The organism is Anaerovibrio lipolyticus (assembly GCF_021531495.1).
Taxonomy (GTDB): Bacteria; Bacillota; Negativicutes; order Selenomonadales; family Selenomonadaceae; genus Anaerovibrio.
The window spans coordinates 109,439-128,138 of record NZ_JADYTY010000001.1; the positions used below are offsets into that span (position 1 = coordinate 109,439).

The following is an 18,700-nucleotide window of genomic DNA, read 5'->3' on the forward strand; positions in this document are numbered from 1 at the left end:
AGATGGCTAATATAAATTTTATTATGCAAGAATGTTCCATGCCTTTTGAAATGCCCCTTGGTGATTTTGTCAGTCAGGCTTTAGAGACGAATGAGGATGTTTTTGGTGCGTTATTGAAAAAACGGACAAAAGCTGATATTCTCACTTATTTGGAAAGTAATTCGGTAACCTTGAGTGACTTAAAGGAATTACTTGAAGATATCCTGGAACGTTTGAATAAGCCACATGAGCTTATTAAAGATGTTAATCGAAAAAGTGGTGCGATTTCCCTGATAGAAAATGGCATTGACCTAATTCCGCCCCAGGTCAAAATTACCAAAGAAGAAGGGCAGGAAACAGAAGAAGCACAGGAAAATCTGGTTCCCTTGACTAAGATGGATTTGCAGCGTCTCTATGAAACCCTGCAAAACAGCTCTAAATGCAAGCATGTTGATGACGGCTCCATCCAAATCTCTGACAGCCCACAGATTGTAGAATCATTACCCGTTGGTATTCAGGAGGATTTTTGTCTGGAAAGCGAGGCTTATTCTTTCTATTTTGGTGCTGTGGCCCTGATTGGTGGAAATGGGGAAAAAGGAGAGGTTGTGGCTGCCGGTCATTTGGAACGTAATGGGGATAACGAAATCCACTTTGTATTTCCTGCAGAAGATATTGATTATGATTTCTTCCGTAGTCAAACCCAGTGTCAAGCCCTATTGTTCCCCCAGGAAGCTGCTGCTGTGTTGAAGCAAAAGCCTCTTGTGCCTGAAAAGGTAGCTGCAGCTTATTTGGTGACTTGCTATGTTTACTTTCAGGAATTGGAGGAAACAGAACGCACCCTTTGCATAGATTTTGGTACAAGCAATACAACAGTAGGCTCCTATGGTGTTAATACGGCTGATGATAGCATTGAAATAGTTCGTTTCGTGGATCAGAGCAGCGGACATCCTGTGGAACGCCGCATGGTACCAACTATGGTTTATGTCCAGAAAATAGAAGAAAATAAGGTGAACTATCTTTTTGGCTATGAAGCACTGCAGGCCGTAAAAGCAAAAGATTATTGTACGACAGCCACCGTATTTTATGAAATCAAGCGCTGGATTAATGATCTGGATTCAGTTGAAGAAATCTATGATGAAGAAGGCCGACGGGGAAAGGTTAGGCATAAGGACATCATTAAAGCCTATTTGGATTTTGTCATTCACACAGCGGAAGAAAAATTCTTCAAGAAGAGATTTAAACGAATCCATTTTACTGCCCCTGTCAAATTGAAGGATTCCTTTATCAATGCGATGAAGGATTTGTTTAAGGAAAAGACCGTCCTGCGGAGTAGTTCCAGCTTGGATGAAGGAATTGCCATTGTCTATCAGTTTATTGCCAACAAACTTAACAATCGGGAGTCAGGCCAAGGTCTGCCTATTATGATTAGTGATTGTGGTGGCGGAACGACGGATCTGGCCCGTTGTGATTATACTATTATCCAAGATACAGGTACCTGCCCCCGTCTGGAAATTACCACCAGCTTCGAAAACGGCGATTCGAATTTTGGTGGCAATAATTTGACCTTCCGCATCCTGCAGATGCTTAAAATCAAGATGGCGTCTTATCATGACAAACAAAAAGACATCTCTATGAAGGAATTGGTCATGGATGAAAATAGCATCCTCAATCTCATTGATGAAGAGAAGAAGAAAGGCTGGGAAAAAATTTACGAAAAGGTAGAAGATTCTTATAAGAAATCAGAAGCATTAATCCCGACTCTCTTTGCCAAAGAAAAAATGAGAACGGATAAATTGTATGTCAAGCGTAATTTCTATTATTTGTGGCAGATGGCTGAAGCTTACAAAAAATCTTTCTATCAGACGCAAAAGGATAGGGTTTCTCTAAATTTCGATGACGAAAAGGATCTGGAATTGGGTATTGGAACCCAGGAGATGTATTATCTGTATTTTAGAAATACGGAAGGAAAATTAGAGAAGAAGGAAAGACCTTTGGAGGGGCTGCGGATTACCATTACTGATATTGAACGGCTGTTGTATGCTGATATTTATTATTTGTGGACTCGTGTTCTGCCGATTGATGAAATGGAAAAGGAAACTTATAATTTCAATTATCGCCTTTCAGGTCAATCCTGCAAAATTGATTTGTTTGCCCAACTGCTGAAGGAGTTCATTCCAGGCCGATGTTTGCGGGGCAAGGGGGATAAGAGAAACGACGACGAACAGCTTAAACTGGATTGTCTGGAAGGAAGCATTCGTTATAATATGGATAAAGATGAAGGCCGCTTTGAACCGGTTATTCATTCACTTACGCCAAAACTCTTGTATGATTTGCTGTTGGTTCGCAAAGACGCAGCTCATCCTCAGGCGGAGGATGTTTCCTTATTGCATCGGGAGGATAATGGCAGGATTCAACTTAAAGTGGCTTCTTTTCCGACTACAGCCAGCCGTTCTCTTTTCCAAGTACGGAAGAGAGAGGAATCGGATGAAATTGTCAATACTTTTGACTTTGAATTTAACCGGGAGAAGACACCTCAGATTACCTATGATAACCTATTTTCTCTTATCAGGGAGGATGTTAGCGAGGATTATTATGAGGAGATTGTAAAGGCTCTTCGCAGTCAATTGGGCTGTAGCCGTCAAGATTTGGAAAGACATGAAGCATATTATGTTTTTGCCGTGCCGTCTAAGGAGGGATATGGCGTCTATCTGTTTCAGGTAAAATGTATTAATGAGCCAAATAGTCAGGAGCTTTACTTGCAAAAAGCTCCATGTTACTACAGCTTTGAATCGGATTCCCTGATGACCTTCTTTGATGGAAAGCGGTGAGGATATGTTTGAAACCAAGGACACTGTTTTTGCCAGTGGGCGCATCCTGACACAGGAAATGCTGAACCTTCTGTATGACTGGCCCCGTCAGGCTATGGTGCAGTTATCTTGCCACGGCCTTGCCGAAGGGGTTCTCTGTGGTATGGAATATGAAGCTGCATCTGATGATCTCTTCATCCAGCCAGGTATTTTGTGGCAGCAGGGAGAATTTTGGTTCCTGCGCCAGAAATTGTCCCTAAAGGAATTGTGCCAGGAAAGGTGTCAGGAGGGCCAGAGGTATTTCCTGCAGTTATTGCCGGAAACCAAGGCGATACAGGGGAATGTGACGACTCGGCTTATGGAGATAAGGGTAGAGGAGGCCGAAGGCAAAGAAAATTTTGGCTCCTTTTGCTATCATGCAGGGATGGTGCCATCCCTGCCTTCCTCCTGGGAAGAGGTTATTGAAAGCCTGCACAATATATTTTATCTTAATCTAAGCCAACTTCCTTGGGCTGCACCGGAGGAAACTACGTTTCATCCTTTGATTTTTTCCTGTCTGGCTCAGGCACTGGAGAAAAAGTCCAGACGCAGTGCGCTGGAATCGGCAATGCTTGTTCAGCTTTATGAAAAAGGGACTTTGACCATGAAAACCCTGCGCCTCTATACAGGGGATTCCTGTGGGGTTTCTCGGGAGGACTTGTTGAAACATATAGATCAGGCCCTGCAAAGGGAGGATGACGCTGCTCCTCATACCGTTACCACCCCAGAAGCCCCTCAAAAAACAAAACGGATATCAAATCAACGGGGAATGATTTAAAAAATAGTAATACTACTTGACATACTTCTCAAATAGGTTTAATATACAATCATAAGCTTAAGCTAAGTTGTTAGATAATCATTAACCGAAGTGCCTGGTTGTTTTGATGGGGCATGGAGGTGCTAGTATATCAAGGAAATGAGGTATTTACTATGAGCAACTATAAATTTGAAACCCTGCAGTTACATGTTGGCCAGGAGCAGCCAGATCCAGCTACTGATGCCCGTGCGGTACCTATCTATCAGACTACCTCATATGTATTCAGAAATTCCGCTCATGCAGCAGACAGATTCGGCTTGCGGGATGCTGGTAACATCTATGGCCGTCTGACCAATTCCACTCAGGATGTTCTGGAGAAGCGTATTGCAGCTCTGGAGGGTGGCTCTGCTGCTTTGGCTGTAGCTTCTGGTGCGGCTGCTATTGACTATGCTATTCAGGCTTTGGCTGGTGCTGGTGAGCACATTGTAGCCCAGAAGACCATTTATGGCGGCAGCTTCAACCTGCTGGCTCATACTTTGCCTCATTACGGCATTGAAACCACCTTTGTAGATGCCCACAATCTGGAGGAAATCGAGGCTGCTATTAAGCCTAATACCAAGGCTGTATATCTGGAGACCTTGGGCAATCCAAATAGTGATATTCCAAATATTGATGCTATCTCTGAGCTGGCTCACAAGCATGGCCTGCCAGTAGTAGTGGACAATACCTTTGGTACTCCATACTTGATTCGTCCATTTGAGCATGGAGCAGATATTGTGGTTCATTCTGCTACCAAGTTTATTGGCGGTCATGGTACCTCCTTGGGCGGTATCATTGTAGATTCTGGTAATTTTGACTGGAAAGCCAGCGGTAGATATCCTGGTATTTCCGATCCAAACCCAAGCTATCATGGGGCATCCTTTGCTGATGTGGCTGGCCCTGCTGCTTTTGTTACCTATATCAGAGCCATTCTGCTGAGAGATACAGGTGCAGCTATTTCTCCATTCAATGCCTTTATCCTGCTGCAGGGTGTGGAAACTCTGTCTCTCCGCATTGACCGTCATATTGAGAATACCAAGAAGGTAGTGGAGTTCCTGAGCAATCATCCATTGGTAGAAAAGGTAAATCATCCATCTCTGCCAGAGCATCCAGATCATGCTCTCTATGAGAAGTATTTCCCTGATGGCGGTGCTTCCATCTTTACCTTTAACATAAAAGGCGGCCAGAAGGAAGCTCACAAGTTTATTGATAACCTGGAGATTTTCTCCCTGCTGGCCAATGTAGCAGATGTAAAGAGCCTGGTAATCCATCCTGCTACTACCACTCATTCTCAGCTGACTGATGAGGAGCTGGCAGATCAGAATATCTATCAGAATACCATTCGCTTGTCTATTGGTACTGAGCATATTGATGATATTATTGCGGATTTGGAAAAGGGCTTCGCAGCTATCAAATAAAATCCCAACAAATATAAACACCGAGAATCCCGTTCTTTACAGATATATGAACGGGATTTTCTTTTACCTCATTGCTGACAGAATAAGGAAATCCCTGTTTCAAATCCTTGTTTATCAGAGGCCATTTTACATTGTTAATATTTACACAATGGGCTTCCTCGGTGAAGGCAAGGAGGGAAAGAACTTTGGGCTGAACCAGAAAATCCAGGGATACAGACTGATAATCCTTGATAAAAATCAGAGCTTCCTTGTCGTCAATAAGCAGTCCCTGAAGAGGGCTGTAGGCAAAGCTGAAAGCTGTGCTAAAGGCGTGATCCAGTCGTCCCCCAAAGGGGCCGGTGAGAATTACAGAGGCATTTTCCTTGGCAGCCATATGCAGGGCCAGTTGAGTATCTGTATAATCCTTTTCTGGGGGGAACTGGTCGATTTTAACCTTTTGCTCCCTAGCCCAGTTCCAAGCCTCGGTATGGGCGCTATCTCCATCACCAATTAATCGCTCTGGCAGGAGATTGGCGGCATAACAATAATCCAGGCCGTGGTCAATGCACCAGAGCCGTCTGTCCTGAACCAGCTTTAGCAGCCATTCCTGTCTAGGACTGCGGCCGCCAGTGGCCAATACCAGCTCCTCCTGGGGGAGGGGGAAGGAAAAATCAGCAGTAAAAAAAGGAAATTTCAATGTATTCTTTGCCATATTATCACATCCATTGTTATAAAATATCTTATAATAAATATACCATATTCTTTCTCATCTGTCTTTTTTTCTAAAATAAATTGTCTATAATAAGGAGATAGTATATACTAAAATATGACTAAGTGTAAATTATTGAGGTGTAAATATTGAATAAACAGGAAATCTTCGACTATTTGGACGAGAAAAATATTTGGCACGAAATAACAGAGCATGAAGCTGTATTTAGCATGGAGGAAGCTATCAGCGTGGAACTGCCTTATCCTCAGTGTGATGCCAAAAATCTTTTTATAAGAGATGATAAAAAGCGGAATTATTATATGATTACGGTCTGCGGCCCTAAGCGGGTGGATCTAAAGGAATTTCGTCATGAGCATGGTACAAGGCGCCTTAGCTTTGCCTCAGCGGAGGATCTTTGGGAACTGATTCATATCAAGCCTGGTTCCGTATCTCCTTTGGGTTTGTTGAACAATCAGCAGTGCAATGTAAAGCTGTATCTGGATGGGGATTTCTTCCGCAAGCCTGGCATCATCGGTATTCATCCTAATGACAATACCGCTACCGTATGGCTGAAAGCGGATGATTTGAAGAATCTGGTGGAAAACCATGGCAACGAGGTGGAGATTGTGGATTTGCCTCAGATGGAGTAAACAAATATTTTTATAGGGAAAGTGCAAAGCTGCAAGACTGTTATGGCAGGACTGCAGCTTTCTTTGGGACTTGAATTATGCGGATTGCAGATGTATATATAAACATTCCAATAAAAAGCATCGCACAGGCCTTTAGCTACATTCTGCCAGCCAATCTGGCCAATGTAAATGCAGGCTGGCGGGTTCTGGTGCCCTTTGGGGGACGGGATATAGAGGGCTTTGTGGTGCAGGTATACTCAGAAACAGAATATAGTCAAAGGGAAAATTATCCCCTAGAGAAACTAAAGGCGGTAAAAGCCGCTGTGGATGAGGAGCCTTGGTTCAATCCTGTGGTGCTGGAGGTGTCCCAATGGCTGGCTAAGTTTTATCTTTGTTCTCCCGGAGAAATCATGCGATTGTTTATGCCGGGGAAAAGTGGTTTGAGAATCCAGCTTCAATATGAGGCGGTGCAGACCGAAGGAGAAAATATGCTGCTTCTGGTGGATGTATATCGTCAGGTCCATGAAGTATTACAGCAGGGAATTGCCAGCAAAAAACAGCTAAGGGACGGTCTGCTGCAGGCTGGCAGGGAGGAGGCAGCCGCCCAGCTGGACATAGTTCTGGAGGGGCTGCTGCGGCATGGTCTGGCTAAAAGGGTTTATCAGGCCAGCCAGCGGGCCAAGGAAAATACAGCCCCCTATCTGGTGATGCCTGCTCCTATGACAGAGGCAAAGCTACAGTCCATAGAGAAGAAAAAACGGGGACAGATTGCTTTGGCCCAGTGGCTGTATCAGGATGGCAGGACTGAGTATTCTCTGGCTGAATTGAAAAAGCAGGGCTTTTCCCTGCTGGTTATCAAGGGGCTGTGTGGTTCTGGTCTGGCAGAATTGGAGCAAAGACGGGTATTGCGGGACAGCTATGGAAATTTTGGCCAGGCTGGCACCGTTGAGGAACTAACCCAGGAACAGCAACAGGCTGTAGCCCAGTTGTCTCAACAGCTAGCGGAAAAGGCTTACAAGCCTTATTTGCTTTATGGCATTACCGGTAGTGGCAAAACTCAGGTATATATAGAGGCTGTGAAGCAGGTGCGCCAGCAGGGCAGAATTGCTATGGTGCTGGTACCGGAAATTGCCTTGACGGGACAGGTGGTGCAAGCCTTTAAGGCTTATTTTGGTCAGGATATTATCGTGATGCATAGCCGTCTTTCTATCAATGAACGGAATGATGCTATTCTGCGGGCTAGAACCGGAGAAGCTGGTATTATTATTGGTGCCCGTTCAGCTCTTTTTGTGCCTGTTGAGAATGTAGGCATTATTATTATGGATGAGGAGCAGGACAATTCCTACAAGCAGGATGAATCTCCTCGCTATCATGCCAGAGTGGTGGCTGATAAGCTGGCTCAGCTTCATGGAGCTGTATTGCTGTTAGGCAGTGCTACTCCTTCCTTGGAAACCTATTATCATGCCATTAAAGGCGATTATGGACTTTTGAAGCTCACCAAGCGTATCGGCAATATGCTTTTGCCCCAGATTCAGTGTGCGGATATGCGGCAGGAATTGAAAATGGGACGGCGGAGCGTAATATCCCAGCCTTTGCAACAGCTTATATTGGATACGCTGGCCAAAAAAGAGCAGTTAATCCTGATGTTGAATCGGCGAGGGTTTTCCACCTTTGTAATGTGCCGTTCTTGTGGGGAGACTATAAAATGTCCTCAGTGCACCATGCCTCTGGTTTACCATCGGGATGGACGATTGCTGTGCCATCACTGTGATATTCAGATGCCGGTGCCAGATACTTGCCCTAAATGTGGCAGTCATTATATTAAATATTTTGGTTCTGGTACGGAAAAGCTGGAGCAGGAGCTGTCTCAGCTGGTGCCCCAGGCCAGAATTGTTCGGATGGACAGGGATACTACCAGTCGTAAATTTGCCCATACGGAGATATTGGACAAATTCCGTCGGGGAGATTATGATATATTATTAGGCACCCAGATGGTAGCGAAAGGTCACGATATTCCCAATGTAACAGGAGTAGGTATCCTTAGCGCGGATTCTACTCTGAATATGCCGGATTTTCGGGCGGCGGAACGGGTTTTTATGCTGATTACTCAGACAGCAGGCCGAGCAGGCAGAGGGGAAATACCTGGGCGGGTAGTGGTGCAATGCTACAATCCAGAGCATTTTGCGGTGCAAACCGGTATGGCCCAGAATTATGGGGAATTTTTCAAGCAGGAAATGCGTCTGCGGCAGACTTTGTTTAATCCTCCCTATAGCCGTTTGATAAAGCTGATTTTTCAGAGTCCTCAGGAGCAGGAGGCCAAGAAGATGGCCATAGACCTTAGAGATGCCTATCAGGCTGTCTTTGGGGATAGTACCATTTATCAGGCTGTAGGGCCTGCCCCGGCTATGATGTCCTGTCTGCGGGGGGTATATCGTTATGTACTTCTCCTGAAAACAGGAGATATCTGGGGCGTTTTGGATTTCCTGCGGCAGCAGGGAATGGCTGGCAATATGCAGGTGGCAGTGGATATAGATCCTTTGACTACCTCTTGATAAGATAAATTATTGGATAAAGGAAAGAAATAATCTATGGAGAAAACCCTTTTACAGGCTCGTTTAACAGCAGCCTATAATTATTTTCATCAGCGCAAGCATCTACAAAATATGCAGAGAATCAAGGAGCTGGCCCAAAAGCTGGAAACAGGGGAATATGGCATTGCCTTTGCCGGCCATTTTTCTGCTGGCAAGTCCCGCATGATTAATACCATTTTAGGGGAGAACCTATTGCCTTCCAGTCCGATTCCTACCAGTGCCAATCTGGTACGGGTGCATAAAGGCAAGCCGGGGGAGGATTATGCCAGAGTTTATTTTCATCAGGATAAACCAAGGAAATATCTGGCTCCCTATGATTATGACCTTTTGCGCGGTTTCTGCCGGGATGGGGATGCCATTCGGGAAATAGAGCTTTGTCGCAGTGATTTGTCCCTGCCGGAGCAGGTAATCGTTATGGATACCCCTGGTATAGACTCGGCTGATGATGCCCATAGAAAGTCTACAGAGGAAGCACTGCATCTGGCAGATATTATTTTCTATGTTATGGATTATAATCATGTGCAGGCGGAGCTGAATCTTTCCTTTACTAGAGACTTGACTCAGGCAGGCAAGGTGGTTTATCTGGTGGTAAATCAGATAGATAAGCATGTGGCAACGGAATTGTCCTTTGACAGCTTTTGTCAGGGGGTACGGGAGGCTTTTCTGAATTGGGGTGTTCAGCCAGCAGGCTTTTATTTTACCTCTCTTCGCTATCCAGACCATCCGGATAATCAATTTGTTCAGTTACAGGAAATGCTTCAAAAGCAGATTGCCCAGCGGGAAAATACCTTGCTTACTTCTATTGAGGCTTCTCTGCATAAAATATTGCAGGAATATCAGCAGGAGCAGATACGGCTGAGACAGGAAAATATGGCTGAGGCTGTGGCGGTTTTGGCAAGGCTGGAACCGGAAAGGGAAAAACAGCTGCGGCAGGATTATTTCCGTCTTAAGCAGGAGCAGGTGAATTTGCAGTCCAATTGGGAGCAGGAGCTGGATGAGGCTGTACAGAAGATTATGGATAATGCCTATTTGATGCCAACCTCTACCAGAGATTTGGCCAGGGATTATCTGGAGGCCTGTCAGCCTGATTTCAAGGTGGGATTCTTTGGCCGGGGCAAGAAAACTCTGGCAGAAATGGCAAGGCGCCGTCAGCTGTTTTTTGAGGATGCCAGTGAAAAGGCAAAAACTCAGCTGGCTTGGCATATTAAAAGCTATTTGGTGGATTTTGCCAGAAAACAGCATATTGATGAGGCGGATTTGCTGGATTTTGTGGAAAAGATGGAGATTCTGCCACCAGAAGAACTACTGACAGAGGCTATGCGTTCAGGAGCCAAGCTTACTCAGGATGGCACCTATGTGATGAATTATACAGCTAATTTTGCTGAGGGCACCAAGGCGGTGGCTAGGCGCTTCTGTTATACCTACAAGGAAAAAGCAGGAGCTTTGCTGGAACAGCGGCGCAAGGCCAGAGGTGCAGAAATCGCAAAACAGCTGCAGGCTTTGGCGGATTATGGGCCAGCCTGGGAGGAGATAAAGCAGGCAGAGCTGGTTGCCAAGGAGGAAGCTCTGGAGCTGAGGGAGTTGGAAAAGGTAAATAAACTGCCAGAAAATTGGCAGGAGGTTTTTGCTACAGCACCTTTGGAGGAGGAAATCGTTCCACCTATAAGTAAGGAAGAAGCTGTTCTTCACCAAGGAGTATCTGCTGGAGAAGCAATAGCTGATTCAAGAAATCAGGGTAAGGTGGATGCTGGTAGGCAGACAGAAAAAACAGGGACTGTTGAGTCTAAGGAAGCACAGGCGGTTAAGGCAGAGAATAATATGTCCGGCCATGAGGCTTTGAACTATTGGGGGAATAAGCTGCGGCAGGGCAGCCAGCTGATACAGAATATTCCTATGCTGAAACAGCTGTCTGAGGAGTTGGCGGAAAGAGCTCAGCGGTTGGATAATAAGGGCTTTATGGTAACTCTTTTTGGTGCCTTTAGTGCAGGTAAATCTTCCTTTGCTAATTCTCTGTTGGGGGAGGGACTTTTGCCTGTATCGCCAAATCCTACTACGGCGGCTATTAATAAGATTTGTCCTGTGGATGAAAACCATCCTCATGGTACGGTGGTGGTAAAGCTAAAGGATGAGTTCATGCTGTTGGCTGATGTTAACCGTGCTCTGGGAGCCTTTGAACTACAGGGAAGCAGTATAGCTGAGGCGGAGAAGCAGGCTGGGATAGCCTTAGAGGATGATAGCAATGATCGTCAGCGGGAAAAATCCTTCCTGAGAGCTTTTCTTAAGGGATTGTCAAAGGCTTCCTCCCATCTGGGACAGGAGATTTGGTGTCAGCTAGAGGATTTCGGGGCTTATGCTGCCCAGGAGGAAAAGTCCTGCTTTGTGGATTGGCTGGAGGTTTATTATGATTGTCAGCTAACCAGATTGGGAATTACTCTGGTGGATACGCCGGGAGCGGATTCCATTAATGCCCGTCATACCAATTTGTCCTTTAATTACATTCGCCAATCTGATGTAGTGCTGTTTGTTACTTATTACAATCATGCCTTTAGCCGGGCGGATAGAGAATTTTTGATTCAGCTGGGCCGTGTGAAGGATTCCTTTGCCTTGGATAAGATGTTCTTTATTGTCAATGCCATTGATTTGGCAGAGAATCAGCAGGAAGCCCAGGGGGTAATAGACTATGTGGCGGATCAGCTTCGTAAATTCGGAGTAGGTCAGCCAAGAATGTTTGGTTTGTCCAGTCAGGAAATTCTGAAAAGCAAGGCGGCGGGACAGACACAGGGCTTTGCCTTTGAGGATGCCTTTTACAATTTTGTTTTCCATGAGCTGACAGATATTGCGGTAAATGCTGCGGCTGGTGAGTACAAACTAGCTCAGGAGCGTCTGCAGGAGCTGATTACTCTAAGTCAGGGAAATGCTGAGGAAAAACAGCGGCGCCGTCTGGAACTGGAGGAGCAGCAGAAAAAGGCTGATGGGATACTGGCTGGGTTGGATAATGGTGAAATGGAGAAGCGCCAGCAGCAGGAACTGCAGGAGCTGATATATTATGTCAACCAGCGGGTGTTTATTCGCTATATGGATTTCTATCGGGAGTCCTTTAATCCTGCTACCTTGCAGAAAAAGGGCAATAATAGTAAAATGCTGGCCAAGGCTCTAGGGGAGCTTCTCAACAGCATGGGCTTTGACTTTGCTCAGGAGCTGCGGGCAACCAGTCTGCGGTTGGAAAAATTCCTCCAGAAGCAAGGTGTGAAGCTGCAGCAGCAGATAAATGACAAATTGCGGGAAATCAGTGGAGAACTGCCTCTTTCTCTGCAGGATGTTTCTTATAGCTGTGATTTGGAGTTTGTTACAGCTTTTCAGCAGGCAGAGGGTAAATATTTCCAATCTGCTTTGGCGATCTATAAAAATCCCAAAGCCTTCTTTGAAGGGGGAGGTAGTCGGGAAATGGCTGATGCCTTGGAGAAGCTTTTGCATCCACTGGCTGATAAGTATCTGGCTCAGCAACAGGAAATGCTGGCTCAGGAAATGAGCCGAGGGGTAGAGATGGTTTTTGACCAGGTAAAGGAGCGTTTCCAGAACCGTTTGGCAGAGAATTTTGTCGCCAGCAAAGCTGCCCTGAAGGGAGATGTGCCGGTAGAAATATTGCTGGATATTCAGAAGCAATTAGTGTAATAGAATGTCCGTATTTCCCTTGTGAGGAAGATTGTGACATTGCATAGTGTAGGGCTGTAGTGCCTAAGGAGTGAAGTGATTATGAAATTTGAATTTAGCAAATGGCAGGGTACAGGTAATGATTTTGTAATGGCAGATTGCTTGAAGAATCCTGCTTATATAGCTACGGTGGATTGGGCCAAGGAAATCTGTGACCGTCACTACGGTATTGGGGCGGATGGCATTTTGTTGGTGCTGCCTTCTGATAAGGCGGATATTCGTATGCGGATTATTAATGCTGATGGCAGTGAGGCAGAGATGTGCGGTAACGGTATTCGCTGTTTTGCCCGCTATGTTTATGAAATGGGTTATGTGAAAAGCGATGAGTTTACGGTGGAAACCGGGGCCGGGATTCTGGTGCCAAAAATCATTAAGGAAAACAACGTCATTGCCATGATTCAGGTGGATATGGGAGAGCCTATTCTGGAGGGAGATAAAATCCCTGTGGCTGGCTACGGCATGAACCGTGTCATAAATGAGGATATTCAGGTGGAGGGACAGAATTTCAAAATGACCTGTGTATCTATGGGCAACCCTCATTGTGTGGTGTTTGTAGAGGATGCAGAGAATTTCCCTATTTTTGAAATTGGTCATTCCTTTGAGATTCACGAGAAATTCCCTCGCAAGACTAATACGGAATTTGTGCAGGTTTTGGATCGTCAGCATCTGCGCATGAGAGTATGGGAGCGGGGGGCAGCAGTTACCTTGGCTTGCGGTACTGGCTCCTGTGCAACCTTGACAGCAGCGGTGCTGAATGATTTGGCGGATCGCCGGGCGGAAATCCAACTAGATGGCGGCAAGCTGGTGGTGGAATGGGCTCAGGATAATCATCTGTACATGACAGGCCCGGCTCTGGAGGTTTATACCGGCACCTACGAAATCAAGGATTAAGCAGGGTTTTTCTTTTGTAAGTTGAATGTTACTGTTATTTAGTGATATAATAGATAGGCTAAATTTTGTAAAGAAGAGGATTTATTCATGATTAAAAGTATGACTGGCTTTGGGGCCGGGGATGCCGAAACTGCTGATTTCAAGGTTCATATTGAAGTAAAGGCTGTAAACCAGCGGTTTTTGGAAACCAATTATCATATGCCATATAGCATGAATATGTTTGAGAATCAGCTTACCAAGAAGATTAAGGAATATGCTTCCAGAGGCAAGCTGGATATCAACATACGTTTTCAGGACTTGCGTGATAAGGCCGTAACCGTAAAGGTTGACAAGGGCTTGGTTGCTGCCTATGGTCAGGCATTGCAGGAGATTAGCAGTCAGTTGGAGCTGTCTGCCCCAGTAACTGCGGCTCAGATTGCCAGCTATCCTGATGTATTGAAGCTGAATGAGGAAAATGCTGATTTGGAGGCTGCTCAGCCGGTATTGATGCAGGCTATGGAGCAGGCCTTGGAAAGCTTTGTAGCTATGCGAGAGGCTGAGGGACAGAATATCCAGAGAGATTTGCTGGCCAGGATTGGTACTTTGGAGAATTTTGTCGGGGAGCTGGAGAAGCTGGCTCCTGAGATTGTAGCTGCTTATCGTCAGCGTTTGGAAAATCTCCTTAGGGAATATCTGGCTAAGGAGGATATTGAGGAAAGCAGAATTATTCAGGAGGTAGCTCTCTTTACTGACAAGGTGAACTACACTGAGGAAACGGTACGGCTGAGAAGTCATTTTGATCAGTTCCGCCAGATTATTACTGCTGGTGAGCCAGTAGGCCGGAAGCTGGATTTTTTGATTCAGGAAATGAATCGGGAAATCAATACGGTAGCCTCTAAGGCAAATTCTGCCGGGGCAGCACAGTTTGTGGTAGATGTTAAAAGCGAAATTGAGAAAATCAGAGAGCAGATTCAGAATATTGAATAGTCGAGGGAGGTTCTGCCAATGGAAATTAAGCTGCTGAATATAGGTTTTGGCAATGTGGTTTCAGCCAATCGCATTGTGGCTATAGTTAGTCCCGAATCCGCCCCTATCAAGCGTTTGGTGCAGGATGCCAGGGACAGGTGTCAGCTGATTGATGCTACCTATGGCAGACGCACCAGGGCAGTGGTTATTACGGATAGCGGCTATATTATTCTTTCTGCTGTCCAGCCTGATACTATGTCCCATCGTATGACTGAGGAGGCCTGAGCGTATGCGTAAAGGATTATTAATATTGATTTCCGGTCCTTCCGGTACTGGCAAGGGAACTGTCTGTGATTTGCTGCGACAAAAGCATCCAGAGATTTCCTATTCCATATCTGCCACTACCCGTCAGCCAAGACCGGGAGAGCAGGATGGCGTAAATTATTATTTTTACACCAAGGAAAAATTTCGGGAAATGATTGCCCAGGGACAGCTGCTGGAATGGGCAGAGGTTTATGGCAATTTTTATGGTACTCCCAAGCAGAAGGTGCTGGATAGATTAGACGCTGGGGAGGATATTCTGCTGGAGATAGATACCCAGGGTGCCTTGAATGTAATGAAGGTTATGCCAGAGGGATTGTTTATCTTCCTGCTGCCTCCTTCTCTGGAGGAACTGGCTGCCCGCCTCAAAGGCAGAGGCACTGAAACAGAGGAAAGCCTGCACCGTCGTTTAGGGGCTGCTGTAGATGAAATCAAGCTGGCCACTAAATATCGTTATGTGGTAGTAAATGACAAGGTAGAGGATGCTGAGGAAACTATTGCCAATATTATTGAGGCAGAGCATCATCGCAGTGATTTGAATGAAAGCCTGCTGGCAAAGCTGCAGGTGTGGAAGGAGAATAAATAATGAGCAAAAACACCATTACCAATATTGTAACCCCAAATCTGGATCAGCTGACTCCATTGGTAGACAGCCGCTACACACTGGTAACCTTGGCTGCCAAGAGAGCTCGCGATATTATGGATAACAGCCATCCTGTTACTGCAGATAGAACCTCTACCCGTGATGTAACCAACGCTATGGAGGAGATTTACGAGGGCAAAATTACCTACAAGCGTCTGAATAGCGGTATTAAATAATCATAGGACAGTGTTATGCTAAAAGATAAAAATATTATTTTGGGTGTAACTGGCGGTATTGCTGCCTACAAATGTGTGGATCTGGTTAGCCGTCTGCGGAAGCAGGGGGCTAATGTTCATGTGATTCTCACCAAGGGTGCCCAGAATTTTGTTACAGAAACTGCTATGCGGGAAATCAGCGGTAATCCTGTTGTAACCTCCATGTGGCAGGAAATACAGCAGTATGATGTGGAGCATATTGCCTTGGCTCGGCTGGCTGATGTGGTGCTGGTGGCTCCGGCAACAGCTAATGTTATTGCCAAATGTGCCTGTGGCATGGCAGATGATATGCTGACCACCACCTTGCTGGCTACTAAGGCGCCAGTGTTTTTTGCGCCGGCTATGAACACCAATATGTATGAAAACTCTATAACCCAGCAGAATCTTCATACTCTGCAGGAAAGGGGCTGTCATATTATAGATCCGGCTGCAGGCCATTTGGCTTGTGGTACTAGTGGTGTAGGCAGAATGCCTGAGCCACAGGAATTGGTGGAAATATTGGTAGATTTCTTTGCTACAGGCAAGGAACTTGCTGAGCCAGATGAGGCCGATTCTCGCCAGCATCTGGCTGAGGAGTTGGACTTTAGCGGTCTAAATATTCTGGTAACGGCTGCTGGCACCAGAGAGCCAATAGATCCTGTTAGGTATATTGGCAATCGTTCCAGCGGCAAAATGGGCTATGCCATTGCTGAGGCAGCTAGAGATTTGGGGGCCAATGTAACCCTTATTTCCGGCCCATCTGCTTTGACACCTTTGGCTGGAGTAAATTTCTTTAAGGTGGAATCTGCTAGAGATATGCGTCGTCTGGTACTGGAAAACTTCCCAGAAAGCCAGATTGTGATTAAGGCTGCTGCGGTGGCAGATTACCGGGTAAAGAATGTAGCGGATCATAAGATAAAAAAGAATGATGAGGAATTGACTCTGGTTTTGGAGAAAAATCCTGATATTCTGAAAGAGCTGGGCCAAAAAAAGCAAAAGGGCCAGGTATTGGTGGGCTTTGCTGCAGAAACCCAGAATCTGATTCAGTATGCCCAAAGCAAGCTGGAAAAGAAAAATCTGGATATGATTGTGGCTAATGATGTATCTAAGCCTCAGGCAGGCTTTAATGTGGATACTAATCTTATCAAGCTTTTGAAGCGGGATGGCTCCATTGAGGAGCTGCCTTTGATGAGTAAGAAGGATTTAGCTTATATTATTCTAAACCATGTTATGAAAATCTATCGGCAGCATAATTAAAATATAGTTAAGTGGCAATCAGCAAGGACAGAATAATGTTCTTGCTGATTTTTTCTTAAAAATGTATAAATGTCCTTGACCAATAGATGTTTTTGCCGTATAATGACATTGCTGACATTTCCTAGGAAGCCATTAGGATTTATTCAAAGACTGATGGTGGAGGAATCTCTGGAGAATCCCATAGGCTTGCAGACAGGCAAAACCTGCAACAGAATGGGTACCGAAGGTGCAAGATTGTGTGACGGTGCTGTGCCGTAACCTTTCGAATCTCTCAGGTAAAAAGACAGAGCTAATGGTGATGCGATGATTTATTTACATTGTGTGGCTTTTGGTCCTGTACTCCAGGGTGCTTTCCATGTATGTGGAAGCACCTATTTTTGTGCAATTATTTTTATGCTAAATGGAGGTAGGTTATTTTGATGTTTAATGATTTGTTGCCAGTGGTGCAGACTATTAATGCCTGTTTGTCTGACTACATTTTGGTGTTCCTGTTGATGGGTGTAGGTCTTTTCTACAGTATTCGTACCAGATTTGTCCAGATTCGCTGCTTTGGTGAAGGACTGCGGAGAGTATTTGGTAATTTTTCCATTAACGGTAAGGCCAAGGAAGGCCAGATGAGTTCCTTCCAGGCTTTGGCTACTGCTATTGCTGCTCAGGTTGGTACTGGTAATATCGTAGGTGCCTGCGGTGCAATTTTGACTGGTGGTCCTGGTGCTATTTTCTGGATGTGGATTATTGCTTTCTTTGGTATGGCTACCATTTACGCCGAGGCTGTACTGGCTCAGGTTACACGGGTTAAGCAGCCTAATGGAACCTATCATGGTGGTCCTGTTTACTATATTCACAAGGCGTTCCCTGGTACCTTGGGCCGTGTGCTGGCAGTATTCTTTGCGGTAGCTATTACCTTGGCTCTGGGCTTTATGGGTTGTATGGTACAGTCCAATTCCATTGGTGAAACCAGCTCCCTGGCTTTTGGTGTTCCTGCTTGGGGCGTAGGTCTTGTAATTGCCACATTGTCCGGTTTTGTTTTCCTGGGTGGCGTAAAGCGTATTGCAGCTATTACTGAGAAACTGGTACCTTTGATGGCTCTTCTCTATATTGCTGGTTCCTTGACCATGCTTCTCATGAATGTGGAGCATCTTGTTGAAGCTTTTGGTATGATTTTCTATTATGCTTTTAATCCAGAGGCAATTATCGGCGGTAGCTGGGGTGCAGCTTTGAAAACTGCTATTAGCCAGGGTGCTAAGCGAGGCCTGTTCTCCAATGAGGCAGGTATGGGTTCCACTCCTCATGCTCACGCTTTGGCTCATGTAAAGCAGCCTCATGATCAGGGTGTTATTGCTATGGTAGGCGTATTCATTGATACTTTCGTAGTTCTTACTTTGACTGCTCTGGTGGTTATTTCCGGCTTGTACACCGATGGTGGCGTACTGGCTTCCGGTGCTGCTGAGGGTGTTAGCAAGACTAATATGGCTCAGTTAGCCTTTACAACTGTTTTTGGTCATGGCGTAGCCAGTGTTTTCGTAGCAGTTAGCTTGTTGTTCTTTGCCTTTTCCACTATTCTCAGTTGGAATCTCTTTGCCAAGATTAATGTGACTTATCTCTTTGGTGCCAAGGCTGCCAAGGTATTCTCCTGCATGGCTGTAGTATTTGTATTCCTTGGTTCCTGCCTTTCCAATGATTTGGTATGGGAGCTGGCAGATATGTTCAACAATCTCATGGTAATACCAAATGCTTTGGCTCTCTTTGCTCTTAGCGCGGTAGTTGTGAAAGAGTTGAAGGGCTGATAAT

Annotated in this window: 14 protein-coding genes and 1 riboswitch; of the genes, 13 read left to right on the plus strand and 1 reads right to left on the minus strand. The window is 45.4% G+C overall.

What is annotated here, in order from left to right:
• Positions 1 to 2 precede the first annotated feature (2 nt).
• The 3 genes from I6E26_RS00490 to I6E26_RS00500 all read left to right on the plus strand — a co-directional run bounded on the left by I6E26_RS00490 (position 3) and on the right by I6E26_RS00500 (position 5,039).
• Positions 3 to 2,807 carry a hypothetical protein gene (locus I6E26_RS00490; protein ID WP_235319860.1) on the plus strand — a complete coding sequence of 935 codons (2,805 nt, stop codon included), beginning with the start codon at positions 3 to 5 and terminating at the stop codon, positions 2,805 to 2,807.
• A 4-nt stretch (positions 2,808 to 2,811) separates the two neighbouring features.
• Positions 2,812 to 3,603, plus strand: coding sequence for a hypothetical protein (locus I6E26_RS00495; protein ID WP_235319861.1), 792 nt, complete (start codon positions 2,812 to 2,814; stop codon positions 3,601 to 3,603).
• Between the two features lie 152 nt (positions 3,604 to 3,755).
• Positions 3,756 to 5,039: an O-acetylhomoserine aminocarboxypropyltransferase/cysteine synthase family protein gene (locus I6E26_RS00500; RefSeq protein WP_235319862.1), complete on the plus strand. Its 1,284-nt coding sequence runs from the start codon at positions 3,756 to 3,758 to the stop codon at positions 5,037 to 5,039.
• Here I6E26_RS00500 and I6E26_RS00505 read toward each other — a convergent pair.
• Positions 5,032 to 5,730, minus strand: a complete 699-nt coding sequence (locus I6E26_RS00505) for a thiamine diphosphokinase (RefSeq protein ID WP_235319863.1) — start codon at positions 5,728 to 5,730, stop codon at positions 5,032 to 5,034. The two genes, I6E26_RS00500 and I6E26_RS00505, sit on opposite strands and share 8 nt — an antisense overlap.
• Before the next feature lie 146 nt (positions 5,731 to 5,876).
• Between I6E26_RS00505 and I6E26_RS00510 the strand changes: the two genes are divergently transcribed.
• From I6E26_RS00510 to I6E26_RS00555, 10 genes are all read left to right on the plus strand, one after another.
• Positions 5,877 to 6,377 carry a prolyl-tRNA synthetase associated domain-containing protein gene (locus I6E26_RS00510; RefSeq protein WP_235319864.1) on the plus strand — a complete coding sequence of 167 codons (501 nt, stop codon included), beginning with the start codon at positions 5,877 to 5,879 and terminating at the stop codon, positions 6,375 to 6,377.
• A gap of 77 nt (positions 6,378 to 6,454) precedes the next feature.
• Positions 6,455 to 8,908, plus strand: a complete 2,454-nt coding sequence (gene priA / locus I6E26_RS00515; RefSeq protein ID WP_235319865.1) for a replication restart helicase PriA — start codon at positions 6,455 to 6,457, stop codon at positions 8,906 to 8,908.
• A 36-nt stretch (positions 8,909 to 8,944) separates the two neighbouring features.
• Positions 8,945 to 12,619 (plus strand): dynamin family protein, encoded by a 3,675-nt coding sequence (locus tag I6E26_RS00520; protein WP_235319866.1) that lies wholly within the window; start codon positions 8,945 to 8,947, stop codon positions 12,617 to 12,619.
• 81 nt (positions 12,620 to 12,700) lie between these two features.
• A complete protein-coding gene (dapF, locus tag I6E26_RS00525) occupies positions 12,701 to 13,549 on the plus strand; it encodes a diaminopimelate epimerase (RefSeq protein WP_235319867.1) in 849 nt (282 codons plus the stop codon).
• Between the two features lie 87 nt (positions 13,550 to 13,636).
• The gene (locus I6E26_RS00530) at positions 13,637 to 14,515 is read left to right on the plus strand and encodes a YicC/YloC family endoribonuclease (RefSeq protein WP_235319868.1); all 879 of its coding nucleotides are present in this window, start codon (positions 13,637 to 13,639) and stop codon (positions 14,513 to 14,515) included.
• Positions 14,516 to 14,533: 18 nt separating this feature from the next.
• On the plus strand, positions 14,534 to 14,779 hold the full coding sequence (gene remA, locus I6E26_RS00535; RefSeq protein WP_235319869.1) for an extracellular matrix/biofilm regulator RemA: 246 nt from the start codon (positions 14,534 to 14,536) through the stop codon (positions 14,777 to 14,779).
• A gap of 4 nt (positions 14,780 to 14,783) precedes the next feature.
• On the plus strand, positions 14,784 to 15,401 hold the full coding sequence (gmk, locus tag I6E26_RS00540) for a guanylate kinase (RefSeq protein WP_235319870.1): 618 nt from the start codon (positions 14,784 to 14,786) through the stop codon (positions 15,399 to 15,401).
• A complete protein-coding gene (gene rpoZ / locus I6E26_RS00545) occupies positions 15,401 to 15,634 on the plus strand; it encodes a DNA-directed RNA polymerase subunit omega (RefSeq protein ID WP_235319871.1) in 234 nt (77 codons plus the stop codon). The genes gmk and rpoZ overlap by 1 nt, the downstream gene beginning before the upstream one ends.
• A gap of 15 nt (positions 15,635 to 15,649) precedes the next feature.
• Positions 15,650 to 16,909: a bifunctional phosphopantothenoylcysteine decarboxylase/phosphopantothenate--cysteine ligase CoaBC gene (coaBC, locus tag I6E26_RS00550; protein ID WP_235319872.1), complete on the plus strand. Its 1,260-nt coding sequence runs from the start codon at positions 15,650 to 15,652 to the stop codon at positions 16,907 to 16,909.
• Positions 16,910 to 17,067: 158 nt separating this feature from the next.
• Positions 17,068 to 17,206: riboswitch (glycine riboswitch) on the plus strand.
• Between the two features lie 122 nt (positions 17,207 to 17,328).
• Complete coding sequence (locus I6E26_RS00555) at positions 17,329 to 18,696, plus strand: alanine/glycine:cation symporter family protein (RefSeq protein ID WP_235320076.1); 1,368 nt, start codon at positions 17,329 to 17,331, stop codon at positions 18,694 to 18,696.
• Positions 18,697 to 18,700: the final 4 nt, after the last annotated feature.

What these genes read in the sequence shown, in the direction of transcription:
- I6E26_RS00490 (WP_235319860.1), top strand. Translation starts at nt 3, where the DNA reads ATGGCTAATATAAATTTTATTATGCAAGAATGTTCCATGCCTTTTGAA.
- I6E26_RS00495 (WP_235319861.1), top strand. Translation starts at nt 2,812, where the DNA reads ATGTTTGAAACCAAGGACACTGTTTTTGCCAGTGGGCGCATCCTGACA.
- I6E26_RS00500 (WP_235319862.1), top strand. Translation starts at nt 3,756, where the DNA reads ATGAGCAACTATAAATTTGAAACCCTGCAGTTACATGTTGGCCAGGAG.
- I6E26_RS00505 (WP_235319863.1), bottom strand. Translation starts at nt 5,730, where the DNA reads ATGGCAAAGAATACATTGAAATTTCCTTTTTTTACTGCTGATTTTTCC.
- priA (WP_235319865.1), top strand. Translation starts at nt 6,455, where the DNA reads ATGCGGATTGCAGATGTATATATAAACATTCCAATAAAAAGCATCGCA.
- I6E26_RS00520 (WP_235319866.1), top strand. Translation starts at nt 8,945, where the DNA reads ATGGAGAAAACCCTTTTACAGGCTCGTTTAACAGCAGCCTATAATTAT.
- dapF (WP_235319867.1), top strand. Translation starts at nt 12,701, where the DNA reads ATGAAATTTGAATTTAGCAAATGGCAGGGTACAGGTAATGATTTTGTA.
- I6E26_RS00530 (WP_235319868.1), top strand. Translation starts at nt 13,637, where the DNA reads ATGATTAAAAGTATGACTGGCTTTGGGGCCGGGGATGCCGAAACTGCT.
- remA (WP_235319869.1), top strand. Translation starts at nt 14,534, where the DNA reads ATGGAAATTAAGCTGCTGAATATAGGTTTTGGCAATGTGGTTTCAGCC.
- gmk (WP_235319870.1), top strand. Translation starts at nt 14,784, where the DNA reads ATGCGTAAAGGATTATTAATATTGATTTCCGGTCCTTCCGGTACTGGC.
- rpoZ (WP_235319871.1), top strand. Translation starts at nt 15,401, where the DNA reads ATGAGCAAAAACACCATTACCAATATTGTAACCCCAAATCTGGATCAG.
- coaBC (WP_235319872.1), top strand. Translation starts at nt 15,650, where the DNA reads ATGCTAAAAGATAAAAATATTATTTTGGGTGTAACTGGCGGTATTGCT.
- I6E26_RS00555 (WP_235320076.1), top strand. Translation starts at nt 17,329, where the DNA reads ATGTTTAATGATTTGTTGCCAGTGGTGCAGACTATTAATGCCTGTTTG.